This is a genomic window from Escherichia sp. MOD1-EC6162 (assembly GCF_002965125.1).
GTDB classification, from domain to species: domain Bacteria; phylum Pseudomonadota; class Gammaproteobacteria; order Enterobacterales; family Enterobacteriaceae; genus Escherichia; species Escherichia marmotae.
The window spans coordinates 68,496-80,970 of sequence record NZ_PTSB01000010.1; the positions used below are offsets into that span (position 1 = coordinate 68,496).

Below are 12,475 nucleotides of genomic sequence, written 5' to 3' on the forward strand. Positions count from 1 at the left end.
CTTCCTTCAGGGAAGAGGGTTAAATAAGGAAAGAAGATGATTGAACAATTTTTCAGGCCCGACTCTGTAGAACAGGCGCAGGAACTGAAGCGCCGCTACCAGGATGAAGCCGTCTGGTTTGCCGGGGGCAGCAAACTCAACGCCACGCCAACCCGTACCAATAAAAAAATTGCTATTTCCTTGCAGAATCTGGAACTGGACTGGATTGACTGGGATAACGGCGCACTGCGTATTGGCGCAATGTCGCGCTTACAACCACTGCGCGATGCGCGATTTATTCCAGTGGCACTGCGTGAAGCTCTCGGCTTTGTCTACTCTCGTCATGTACGAAATCAGTCGACTATCGGCGGCGAAATAGCGGCCCGGCAGGAAGAGTCCGTTCTTCTTCCGGTTCTGTTAGCACTGGATGCAGAACTGGTCTTTGGCAATGGCGAAACGTTGTCGATTGAGAGCTATCTGGCCGATCCGGGCGATCGCCTGCTAACCGAAATCATCATTAAAGATCCGTATCGCACCTGTGCGACCCGTAAAATTAGCCGTTCCCGGGCGGGGTTAACAGTGGTGACTGCAGCCGTTGCATTAACTGACCACGACGGACTGCGAATTGCGCTGGATGGCGTTGCCAGTAAAGCCCTGCGCCTGCACGATGTCGAAAAACAAAACCTGGAAGGCAATGCACTTGAACAGGCCGTCGCCAACGCCATTTTCCCCCAGGAAGATTTGCGGGGGAGCGTAGCGTATAAACGCTATATCACGGGAGTTCTGGTGGCCGACCTTTATGCCGACTGCCAACAGGCTGGGGAGGAAGCCGTATGATCATCCACTTTACTTTAAATGGCGCACCCCAGGGGCTAACCGTTAACCCTGGCGAAAACGTGCAAAAGCTGTTGTTTGGTATGGGTATGCACTCCGTGCGCAACAGTGATGATGGTTTCGGTTTCGCCGGTTCTGATGCGATTCTTTTTAACGGCAACATCGTTAATGCCTCCTTGCTGATTGCAGCACAGTTAGAAAAAGCAAACATTCGCACCGCAGAATCCTTAGGCAAATGGAGCGAATTAAGCCTGGTTCAACAGGCAATGGTTGATGTTGGCGTGGTGCAGTCCGGTTATAACGATCCGGCAGCATCTTTGATTATTACCGATCTACTCGATCGCATTGCCGAGCCAACCCGCGAAGAGATCGACGACGCGCTTTCTGGTCTGTTCAGCCGCGATGCGGGTTGGCAGCAATACTATCAAGTCATTGAACTGGCTATTGCGCGTAAAAATAACCCGCGTGCCACGATTGACATCGCCCCCACTTTCCGTAACGACCTTGAAGTTATTGGCAAGCACTACCCCAAAACCGATGCTGCTAAAATGGTGCAGGCGAAACCCTGCTATGTTGAAGACCGCGTAACGGCTGACGCCTGCGTCATTAAAATGTTACGCAGCCCACATGCTCACGCACTGATTACTCATCTGGATGTCAGCAAAGCCGAAGCCTTACCGGGCGTCGTTCACGTTATCACTCATCTCAACTGCCCGGATATTTACTACACTCCTGGTGGTCAAAGCGCGCCAGAACCTTCACCGCTCGACCGTCGCATGTTCGGCAAAAAAATGCGTCACGTTGGCGATCGCGTTGCTGCGATCGTTGCCGAAAGTGAAGAAATTGCGCTCGAAGCACTGAAGCTCATTGACGTTGAATATGAAGTGCTTAAACCTGTAATGTCGATTGACGAAGCAATGGCGGAAGATGCCCCTGTCGTTCACGATGAACCGGTGGTGTATGTCGCTGGTGCGCCAGAGACGCTGGAAGAAGACAATAGCCACGCGGCCCAGCGCGGCGAGCATATGATCATTAACTTCCCTATCGGTTCTCGCCCACGTAAAAATATTGCCGCCAGCATTCATGGTCATATCGGTGATATGGACAAAGGCTTCGCTGATGCTGATGTGATCATTGAGCGAACCTATAATTCAACTCAGGCACAACAATGCCCGACTGAAACACATATCTGCTTTACCCGTATGGATGGCGATCGGCTGGTGATCCACGCCTCCACCCAAGTACCGTGGCACCTGCGCCGTCAGGTAGCGCGTCTCGTTGGTATGAAACAGCATAAAGTTCATGTCATTAAAGAACGCGTGGGCGGCGGTTTCGGCTCCAAACAGGACATCCTGCTGGAGGAAGTGTGCGCCTGGGCAACCTGTGTGACCGGGCGTCCGGTACTGTTCCACTACACCCGTGAAGAAGAGTTTATTGCTAACACCTCTCGTCACGTCGCGAAAGTCACCGTCAAACTGGGGGCAAAAAAAGATGGTCGCCTGACGGCAGTGAAAATGGATTTCCGCGCCAATACGGGCCCTTATGGCAACCACTCACTCACCGTACCGTGTAACGGACCGGCGCTGTCGTTGCCGCTGTACCCGTGCGATAACGTCGATTTTCAGGTCACCACCTACTACAGCAACATTTGTCCAAATGGTGCTTATCAGGGCTATGGCGCGCCAAAAGGTAACTTTGCTATCACCATGGCGTTAGCAGAACTTGCTGAACAATTACAGATTGATCAACTGGAAATTATCGAACGTAACCGGGTACATGAAGGGCAAGAGCTGAAAATCCTCGGTGCGATTGGTGAAGGTAAAGCGCCAACCTCCGTTCCTTCTGCTGCCAGTTGCGCATTGGAAGAGATCCTGCGTCAGGGTCGTGAAATGATCCAATGGTCTTCACCGAAATCACAGGAAGGTGACTGGCGCACAGGTCGTGGCGTCGCCATTATCATGCAGAAATCGGGGATCCCGGATATCGATCAGGCTAACTGCATGATCAAACTGGAATCTGATGGCACCTTTATTGTCCATTCTGGTGGTGCTGATATCGGAACCGGCCTGGATACCGTAGTGACAAAACTGGCAGCAGAAGTGCTGCACTGTCCACCTCAGGATGTGCATGTTATCTCCGGTGATACTGACCATGCATTGTTTGACAAAGGCGCTTATGCCTCGTCTGGTACTTGCTTCTCAGGCAACGCGGCGCGTATGGCGGCAGAAAATCTGCGCGAGAAAATTCTCTTTCATGGCGCACAAATGCTTGATGAACCACTGGAAGATGTCCAACTGGCAACGCCAGGTGTCGTTCGTGGCAAGAAAGACGAAGTCAGTTTCGGGGATATTGCCCATAAAGGCGAAACCGGTACTGGTTTTGGTTCGCTGGTGGGAACAGCCTGCTACATCACGCCTGATTTCGCCTTTCCGTATGGCGCAAACTTTGCTGAAGTTGCCGTCAACACGCGTACCGGTGAAATCCGCCTGGACAAATTCTACGCATTGCTGGATTGCGGTACGCCAGTTAACCCAGAGTTAGCGTTGGGACAGATCTATGGAGCTACCCTGCGTGCTATCGGACACAGTATGAGCGAAGAAATCATTTATGACGCCGAAGGACACCCGTTAACACGTGATTTACGTAGCTACGGTGCTCCCAAAATTGGTGACATCCCGCGTGATTTCCGTGCCGTGTTGGTGCCGAGCGACGATAAAGTCGGTCCATTCGGAGCAAAATCGATCTCAGAAATTGGCGTAAATGGTGCAGCACCAGCAATTGCCACCGCAATTCACGATGCCTGCGGCATCTGGCTACGCGAATGGCATTTCACACCGGAGAAAATACTTACCGCGCTGAAAAAAATATAAGTAATTAATGGCCGCTTCGGCGGCCTGTTTCCCTTGTATTAAAGATAACTAATTAGTAACTGCGAAAATGAGATAAGCCGTTCTCAAGGCGTCCTGCGCCCCAAATTCGTGGGTATTTATTTTACTGATTCAGATGATCAAATTTACTTTAAAAGGAGTGAAGGGATGTCTGATATAAACCATGCAGGCTCCGACCTTATATTTGAACTGGAGGATCGCCCTCCCTTTCATCAGGCTATTGTTGGTGCCATTACCCATCTGTTGGCAATTTTTGTTCCGATGGTGACCCCCGCATTAATTGTTGGTGCGGCTTTACAGCTTTCTGCAGAAACGACCGCCTATCTGGTTTCTATGGCGATGATTGCCTCTGGCATTGGCACCTGGTTACAGGTAAACCGTTACGGTATTGTGGGTTCCGGTTTGCTCTCAATTCAATCCGTTAATTTTTCATTTGTTACGGTCATGATTGCGCTAGGCAGCAGCATGAAAAGTGACGGTTTTCACGAAGAATTAATCATGTCGTCGCTACTCGGCGTCTCCTTCGTTGGCGCATTTCTGGTTGTCGGTTCTTCTTTTATCCTGCCCTATTTACGTCGGGTTATCTCCCCCACCGTCAGCGGTATTGTGGTGCTGATGATCGGCTTAAGTCTGATTAAAGTCGGCATTATTGATTTTGGTGGTGGATTTGCAGCCAAAAGCAGCGGTACGTTCGGCAATTACGAACACCTCGGCGTTGGATTATTGGTTCTGATTGTGGTGATCGGCTTTAACTGCTGCCGCAGTCCGTTGTTACGCATGGGCGGGATCGCCATTGGGCTATGTGTCGGCTATATCGCATCCTTATGCCTGGGAATGGTAGATTTCAGCAGTATGCGCAATCTGCCGTTAATCACCGTCCCGCATCCCTTCAAATACGGATTTAGTTTCAACTTTCATCAGTTCCTGGTGGTCGGCACGATTTATCTACTTAGCGTACTGGAAGCAGTAGGCGATATCACCGCCACGGCAATGGTTTCCCGCCGACCCATTCAGGGGGAAGAATATCAATCACGTCTGAAAGGCGGCGTGTTGGCTGATGGTCTGGTTTCTGTTATCGCCTCCGCAGTCGGCTCATTACCATTAACTACCTTTGCGCAAAATAACGGTGTTATTCAGATGACCGGCGTCGCCTCACGTTATGTCGGGCGAACCATCGCGGTAATGTTGGTTATCCTCGGGTTATTTCCGATGATCGGCGGCTTCTTCACTACCATTCCCTCAGCAGTTCTGGGTGGGGCAATGACGCTGATGTTTTCCATGATTGCCATCGCCGGTATCCGCATTATTATCACCAACGGATTAAAACGCCGTGAAACACTTATTGTCGCCACTTCTTTAGGTTTAGGGCTTGGCGTCTCCTACGACCCCGAAATTTTTAAAATATTACCTGCCTCAATTTATGTATTAGTTGAAAACCCTATTTGTGCAGGCGGGTTAACTGCGATTTTATTAAATATTATCCTCCCTGGTGGCTACCGACAGGAAAGCGTTCTGCCGGGTATTACCTCAGCGGAAGAGATGGATTAACAATAAAGGAGTCAATGATGTCAGGAGAACACACGTTAAAAGCAGTACGAGGCAGTTTTATTGATGTCACCCGTACAGTCGATAACCCGGAAGAGATTGCCTCTGCGCTGCGTTTTATTGAGGACGGTTTATTACTCATTAAACAGGGGAAGGTGGAATGGTTTGGCGAATGGGAAGACGGCAAGCATCAAATTCCTGACACCATTCGCGTTCGCGACTATCGCGGCAAACTGATAGTACCGGGCTTTGTCGATACGCATATCCATTACCCGCAAAGTGAAATGGTCGGTGCCTATGGCGAACAATTGCTGGAATGGTTGAATAAACACACCTTCCCTACTGAACGTCGCTATGAGGATTTAGAGTACGCCCGTGAAATGTCGGCGTTCTTCATCAAGCAACTTTTACGTAACGGCACAACCACGGCACTGGTGTTTGGTACGGTTCATCCGCAATCCGTTGATGCACTGTTTGAAGCCGCCAGTCATATCAATATGCGCATGATTGCCGGTAAGGTGATGATGGATCGCAACGCGCCGGATTATCTGCTTGATACCGCCGAAAGCAGCTATCTGCAAAGCAAAGAGCTGATCAAACGCTGGCACAAAAATGGTCGTCTGTTGTACGCCATTACGCCACGCTTCGCCCCCACTTCATCGCCCGAACAGATGGCAATGGCGCAACGCCTGAAAAAAGAGTACCCCGATACGTGGGTACATACCCATCTCTGTGAAAACAAAGATGAAATTGCCTGGGTGAAATCACTTTATCCTGAACATGATGGTTATCTGGATGTTTACCACCAGTACAGTCTGACCGGTAAAAACTGCGTCTTTGCTCACTGCGTCCATCTGGAAGAAAAAGAGTGGGATCGCCTTAGCGAAACTCAATCCAGCATCGCTTTCTGTCCGACCTCCAACCTTTATCTCGGTAGCGGCTTATTCAATCTGCAAAAAGCATGGCAGAAGAAAGTTAAAGTGGGCATGGGAACCGATATCGGTGCCGGAACCACCTTCAACATGCTGCAAACACTGAACGAAGCCTACAAAGTGTTGCAACTACAGGGCTATCGTCTCTCAGCCTATGAAGCGTTTTACCTTGCCACGCTCGGCGGCGCGAAATCTCTGGGCCTTGACAACCTGATTGGCAATTTTTTACCAGGCAAAGAGGCTGATTTTGTAGTGATGGAACCCACTGCCACACCGCTACAGCAACTGCGCTATGACAACTCTGTATCTTTAGTCGATAAATTGTTCGTGATGATGACGCTGGGCGATGATCGTTCGATCTACCGCACCTACGTTGATGGTCGTCTGGTGTACGAACGTAACTAATAATAAACCTCGTGAGGACATCATTATGTCTGGATACATCCTACAAACACCGGACGCATCAAAGCCACAGGGCGCCCTGGATAATTATTTTAAAATTACCGCTCGTGGCAGTACCGTTCGCCAGGAAGTTCTGGCAGGCCTGACCACATTCCTGGCGATGGTTTACTCCGTTATCGTAGTGCCGGGAATGCTGGGTAAAGCAGGTTTTCCTCCCGCAGCGGTCTTTGTTGCCACCTGTCTGGTCGCAGGCTTTGGCTCCCTGCTGATGGGGTTATGGGCTAACCTGCCAATGGCGATTGGTTGCGCCATTTCCTTAACGGCATTTACCGCATTCAGTCTGGTGCTCGGGCAACAAATTAGCGTTCCGGTAGCACTGGGTGCGGTCTTTCTGATGGGGTTGATATTCACCGCCATCTCCGTAACAGGTATTCGTACCTGGATCTTGCGTAATTTACCGATGGGTATTGCACACGGTACAGGTATCGGTATTGGTCTTTTCCTGCTACTGATTGCCGCTAACGGCGTTGGTATGGTTATCAAAAACCCGATTGAAGGCTTACCGGTTGCGCTCGGCGCGTTTACCTCCTTCCCGGTACTGATGAGCTTGCTGGGATTAGCGGTGATTTTCGGTCTGGAAAAATGCCGCATACCTGGCGGGATCTTGTTGGTCATTATCGCCATCTCGATCATCGGCTTAATCTTTGATCCGGCGGTGAAATACCACGGTCTGGTGGCAATGCCGAGCCTGACTGGCGAAGATGGTAAGTCTCTGATTTTCAGTCTGGATATTATGGGCGCGCTCCAGCCAACCGTACTTCCGAGTGTACTGGCGCTGGTGATGACCGCCGTGTTTGACGCCACTGGCACCATCCGTGCCGTAGCCGGCCAGGCGAATCTGCTGGATAAAGACAACCAGATTATCAACGGGGGCAAAGCCCTGACCAGTGACTCGGTAAGTTCAATATTCTCCGGTTTGGTGGGTGCAGCACCTGCGGCAGTTTATATCGAATCAGCGGCCGGGACCGCAGCCGGGGGTAAAACCGGTTTAACCGCAACCGTGGTTGGCGTTCTGTTTCTGTTGATTCTGTTTTTATCTCCGCTGTCGTTTCTGATCCCCGGTTATGCCACCGCCCCCGCGCTGATGTACGTTGGACTACTGATGTTGAGCAACGTCTCAAAGCTGGACTTCAATGACTTTATTGATGCAATGGCAGGGCTGGTTTGCGCGGTATTCATCGTCCTGACTTGTAATATCGTCACCGGTATTATGCTGGGGTTTGTGACGCTGGTCGTAGGTCGCGTCTTTGCTCGCGAATGGCACAAGCTGAATATCGGCACTGTTATCATTACCGCCGCGCTGGTCGCGTTTTACGCGGGTGGTTGGGCAATCTAAACGATTCTCCGCGCCTTTCAGCGCGGAGGTTTTTATCAAAGAGGATTCGCACCGCTGGCTGCAATACGCTGCTGGCGAACTCGCTTGAGCTCTCTCTCGGTCAGCAACTGCAAAGCCTGCGTCGGGCAAGATTCAACGCAGGCTGGCCCCTCTTCCCGCTGTTCACAGAGATCACATTTCACGATTTGTTGCCGGGTATGACCGGACAACGACTGAATAGTGATCATCCCAAATGGGCATGCACTAACACAACTCTGACAACCAATGCAGCGGGCAGAGTTTGCCTGCACCATCAGCTCCCCTATGCTCAACGCCTGCACGGGACAAGCGCCAACACAAGGAGCGTTTTCGCACTGGTGGCACATCACTGGCGTACTAATGCTGTCCAGCCGCTGTACCTTTAGCCGGGGTAAAAAGACATCGGCATTCAACTCCTGTTCAGACGGATGAGCGACTACACAGGCAACTTCACAGGTACGGCAGCCAATACAGTCAGCCGGATTAACGATAATTAACGATTTCATCACGATACCTTTGTATCAAACAGAGTTAACATATCGCGCGCCGCCTGCCTTCCTGCGGCCATTGCGGTAACAACCAGATCCGCGCCGTGAACGGCATCACCACCCGCAAAGACTTTTTTCAGATGCGTCTGAGTAGATAAGTATCCCGCGTCGCCGGTTTTAATCAGGCCCCATTTATCAAGTTTAATTCCGCTGCCCTGCAACCACGGCATCGCATGTGCCTGGAAACCAAAGGCCATAATCAGAACATCGGCGGGCAGCTCAAACTCCGACCCCGCCACCGGACGTGGACGACGGCGACCATCTGGCCCAGGCTCCCCCATTGCAGTACGAATCAGACCCACCGCAGTTAAACGCCCATCGTCATCACAGGCGATATATTGCGGCTGAACATTGAACTGAAACTCAACGCCTTCCTCGCGCGCATTGACCACCTCTTTGCGAGAACCTGGCATACTGACTTCATCACGACGATAAGCACAGGTCACACTGGCGGCATTCAGACGGATGGAAGTACGCAAACAATCCATAGTCGTATCGCCCCCGCCCAATACCACGACTCGCTTACCTTCAACTTCCGTCAGCGGATACTCTCCAGACTCCGGCAATCCCATAAGCTGGCGGGTATGGGCGGTCAGGAACGGTAGCGCCTGAATGACACCGGGAGCGTCTTCATGCGGCAGATCTGCACGCATCATCCCGTAAGTCCCCACACCGAGGAAAACTGCGTCATAATCCACCGTTAACTCGTTGAAAGAGATATCGCGGCCAATTTCACAGTTGAGATGAAAGTCGATTCCCATTGCGGTGAATATCTCACGCCGCTGGCTTAATACCCTTTTATCGAGCTTGAACGGAGGAATGCCAAACGTTAGCATACCGCCAATTTCTGGATGACGATCAAAGACATCAACGTGAACGCCCGCGCGTGCCAGAATATCAGCACACCCCAGCCCCGCTGGCCCTGCGCCAATCACCGCCACTTTTTCCACGCGGGGAGCAACCAGGCTGACATCGGGACGCCAGCCCATCGCCAGCGCGGTATCGGTGATGTAGCGTTCCAGATTCCCGATCGATACAGCGCCAGAGTGATCTTTTAACGTACATGCGCCTTCACAAAGCCTGTCCTGTGGACATACCCTGCCGCAAATTTCTGGTAAGGAGCTGGTCTGGTGACAGAGTTCTGCCGCTTCAATAATCTTCCCTTCCTGTACCAGATGAACATAGTCGGGAATCGCATTATGCAGTGGGCAAAACCAGTTACAGTTGGCTTTCCCGGCACAATAAACACATCGCTCGCTTTCATAAGCCGCTTGTTGATGATCCAGCCCGCAATAAATTTCGCCAAAATGTTTTTTCCGCTCATTCGCTGGAATTTTATCTGCGCCTTTGCGTGGGTTAACAGGAAGCAACGCCGCGTGGCGGGATGGAGGAGTTCCCTCTGACGCTTTTCCTTGTGCCGTTTTGCGCTGGCGGGTCATTTTTATCTGCTGTAACCCTTTATCATCCATCAGCCGTAACGCCTGTGTTGGGCAACTCTCAATACAAGCTTGCGTGCCGGAACTGCGCTGGTTACAAAGGTCACATTTCTGCGCAATAGTATCGGCCATCTCAATGACCCCAAAGGGGCAAGCGATTGCGCATCTTTTACAACCAATACATTTTTGTTCGTCCAGTTGTACGCTATCGGGCTGAAAAGTCAGAGCGTTTACCGGACAAGCCGTAACGCAGGGAGCATTGTTGCAATGATGGCAGGCCACCGGATTAGCCGCCAGCCCTTTCCCAACAACGTGGATACGGGGTCGAAAGTCACGATGACTCAGTGGCCAGAGTTCTTGATTGTGTGCCACCGCACAGGCAATTTCACAGGCATGGCAGCCTATACATTCCGCAGCATCAGCAGCGATAAACTTATTCATTTGCATCCCTTTCATTTGATGAGTTATGTCTTCTCAAATGTCGCGATGCAATAAACGGGCATATATTATAGAACATGCCCGATTTAATAATCATTTTGCTACTGAGATCAAATTATTGCCCCCCAATATATGCTGCTTTCATTCATTAAACATCATTACAAAAAACAGAAGTATCCGACTCAAAAACATTAAATGCGAGAGTCCGACATGCCAGAATGATTAAAGAAATATCAATATGAGAAAATTAGAGATAATTTCACTGCCCATTTATTTTCTCACTTTTTCGGTTTAACCGCGATTATGTGATTGCCTCCGCATTTCCATTCTATAACTCCCTCTCATCGCTAAAACTGGCATCCCACGAGCATGTCATTAGACAGTTTTATTAACGTAAACGGTTGCTTTTTACTCTGGCGAGCGAAAGGAGAATGACTGATGAGCGCCATAGATTCCCAATTACCCTCATCTTCAGGGCAAGACTGCCCCACTGATGAGGTTGACCGTATATTATCACCAGGAAAGTTGATCATACTCGGTCTGCAACACGTCCTTGTTATGTACGCAGGCGCGGTCGCTGTACCACTGATGATTGGTGACAGACTCGGCCTCTCCAAAGAAGCAATAGCAATGCTTATTAGCTCGGATCTCTTTTGCTGCGGGATCGTCACGTTATTGCAATGTATCGGTGTCGGCCGCTTTATGGGGATCCGCCTGCCGGTGATTATGTCGGTGACCTTTGCGGCTGTAACGCCAATGATTGCCATTGGGATGAACCCCGATATCGGCCTGCTGGGGATTTTTGGCGCGACTATCGCAGCAGGGTTTATCACAACATTATTAGCACCACTTATTGGTCGCTTAATGCCTTTGTTCCCACCGCTGGTTACCGGTGTAGTTATTACCTCTATCGGGCTGAGTATTATTCAGGTTGGTATTGACTGGGCTGCTGGTGGTAAGGGCAATCCGCAATATGGCAATCCCGTTTATTTAGGCATCTCTTTCGCAGTCTTAATTTTTATCTTGCTCATTACTCGCTATGCGAAAGGATTTATGTCCAACGTCGCCGTATTACTGGGGATTGTATTTGGCTTCTTCCTTTCATGGATGATGAACGAAGTAAATCTGTCCGGATTATATGATGCATCGTGGTTTGCCATTGTCACGCCAATGTCGTTTGGTATGCCAGTTTTCGATCCTGTTTCCATTCTGACCATGACCGCCGTGTTAATCATCGTGTTTATTGAGTCGATGGGGATGTTCCTGGCTTTAGGGGAAATTGTTGGTCGAAAACTTTCTTCACAAGACATTATTCGCGGGCTGCGCGTAGATGGTGTCGGAACAATGATTGGCGGTACATTTAACAGCTTCCCGCATACCTCATTTTCGCAGAACGTCGGTCTGGTCAGCGTAACACGCGTTCACAGTCGCTGGGTGTGTATCTCTTCCGGGATCATTCTTATTCTGTTCGGTATGGTGCCCAAAATGGCAGTATTGGTAGCTTCCATTCCGCAATTTGTACTTGGTGGTGCAGGGCTTGTCATGTTCGGCATGGTGCTGGCGACAGGGATCCGTATTCTGTCGCGTTGTAACTACACCACCAACCGTTACAACCTCTATATTGTGGCAATCAGCCTTGGCGTGGGCATGACCCCAACGCTTTCTCACGATTTCTTTTCTAAGTTACCAGCCGTACTACAACCATTGCTGCATAGCGGCATTATGTTGGCAACCCTTAGCGCTGTTGTGCTGAACGTTTTCTTTAATGGCTATCAGCATCATGCCGATTTGGTGAAAGAATCTGTCTCTGATAAAGATTTAAAAGTCAGGACAGTACGTATGTGGCTTCTGATGCGCAAGCTGAAGAAAAATGAGCATGGTGAATAATATGAATCTTGTAATGCGCGCTATATTCAGCCTGTTATTGCTCTTTATGATCTCCATTCCTGTCATTTCTGACTGTGTTGCAATGGCTATTGAAAGTCGCTTCAAATATATGATGCTGCTTTTTTAGCTGACATTCCTCTGTCGGCATCCGCTCAAAACGGGCGGTTGCCGA

The 12,475-nt window shown here is 50.1% G+C and carries 9 protein-coding genes; 7 read left to right on the top strand and 2 right to left on the bottom strand.

Annotation, left to right across the window (positions count from 1 at the left end):
- Positions 1–36 precede the first annotated feature (36 nt).
- The 5 genes from ygfM (at position 37) to ghxQ (ending at position 7,976) form a co-directional block, all read left to right on the top strand.
- A complete protein-coding gene (gene ygfM / locus A9587_RS10540; RefSeq protein WP_105263559.1) occupies positions 37–816 on the top strand; it encodes a molybdopterin-dependent oxidoreductase FAD-binding subunit in 780 nt (259 codons plus the stop codon).
- A complete protein-coding gene (locus tag A9587_RS10545) occupies positions 813–3,683 on the top strand; it encodes a molybdopterin-dependent oxidoreductase Mo/Fe-S-binding subunit (RefSeq protein ID WP_105263558.1) in 2,871 nt (956 codons plus the stop codon). Before ygfM ends, A9587_RS10545 begins: the two co-directional genes overlap by 4 nt.
- Positions 3,684–3,848: 165 nt before the next feature.
- Entirely contained in the window at positions 3,849–5,249 is a 1,401-nt protein-coding gene (gene xanQ / locus A9587_RS10550) for a xanthine/proton symporter XanQ (RefSeq protein ID WP_001517020.1), read from the top strand.
- A gap of 17 nt (positions 5,250–5,266) precedes the next feature.
- On the top strand, positions 5,267–6,583 hold the full coding sequence (gene guaD, locus A9587_RS10555; protein ID WP_123057484.1) for a guanine deaminase: 1,317 nt from the start codon (positions 5,267–5,269) through the stop codon (positions 6,581–6,583).
- Positions 6,584–6,608: 25 nt separating this feature from the next.
- Entirely contained in the window at positions 6,609–7,976 is a 1,368-nt protein-coding gene (gene ghxQ / locus A9587_RS10560) for a guanine/hypoxanthine transporter GhxQ (RefSeq protein ID WP_105263556.1), read from the top strand.
- A gap of 35 nt (positions 7,977–8,011) precedes the next feature.
- Here ghxQ and A9587_RS10565 read toward each other — a convergent pair whose 3' ends face one another.
- The gene (locus tag A9587_RS10565) at positions 8,012–8,500 is read right to left on the bottom strand and encodes a 4Fe-4S dicluster domain-containing protein (RefSeq protein WP_001517022.1); all 489 of its coding nucleotides are present in this window, start codon (positions 8,498–8,500) and stop codon (positions 8,012–8,014) included.
- Positions 8,500–10,419, bottom strand: a complete 1,920-nt coding sequence (ygfT, locus tag A9587_RS10570; protein WP_105263555.1) for a formate-dependent uric acid utilization protein YgfT — start codon at positions 10,417–10,419, stop codon at positions 8,500–8,502. Before ygfT ends, A9587_RS10565 begins: the two co-directional genes overlap by 1 nt.
- Positions 10,420–10,854: 435 nt before the next feature.
- Between ygfT and uacT the strand changes: the two genes are divergently transcribed.
- Both uacT and yqfG read left to right on the top strand, forming a co-directional pair.
- Complete coding sequence (gene uacT / locus A9587_RS10580) at positions 10,855–12,303, top strand: urate/proton symporter UacT (RefSeq protein WP_001517024.1); 1,449 nt, start codon at positions 10,855–10,857, stop codon at positions 12,301–12,303.
- A gap of 1 nt (position 12,304) precedes the next feature.
- Positions 12,305–12,430: a protein YqfG gene (yqfG, locus tag A9587_RS10585; protein WP_010378596.1), complete on the top strand. Its 126-nt coding sequence runs from the start codon at positions 12,305–12,307 to the stop codon at positions 12,428–12,430.
- The last annotated feature ends 45 nt before the right edge of the window (positions 12,431–12,475 follow it).

Coding starts and splice junctions, on each gene's coding strand:
- A9587_RS10545 (WP_105263558.1), top strand. CDS start 813: ATGATCATCCACTTTACTTTAAATGGCGCACCCCAGGGGCTAACCGTT.
- ghxQ (WP_105263556.1), top strand. CDS start 6,609: ATGTCTGGATACATCCTACAAACACCGGACGCATCAAAGCCACAGGGC.
- yqfG (WP_010378596.1), top strand. CDS start 12,305: ATGAATCTTGTAATGCGCGCTATATTCAGCCTGTTATTGCTCTTTATG.
- xanQ (WP_001517020.1), top strand. CDS start 3,849: ATGTCTGATATAAACCATGCAGGCTCCGACCTTATATTTGAACTGGAG.
- uacT (WP_001517024.1), top strand. CDS start 10,855: ATGAGCGCCATAGATTCCCAATTACCCTCATCTTCAGGGCAAGACTGC.
- ygfT (WP_105263555.1), bottom strand. CDS start 10,419: ATGAATAAGTTTATCGCTGCTGATGCTGCGGAATGTATAGGCTGCCAT.
- guaD (WP_123057484.1), top strand. CDS start 5,267: ATGTCAGGAGAACACACGTTAAAAGCAGTACGAGGCAGTTTTATTGAT.
- A9587_RS10565 (WP_001517022.1), bottom strand. CDS start 8,500: ATGAAATCGTTAATTATCGTTAATCCGGCTGACTGTATTGGCTGCCGT.
- ygfM (WP_105263559.1), top strand. CDS start 37: ATGATTGAACAATTTTTCAGGCCCGACTCTGTAGAACAGGCGCAGGAA.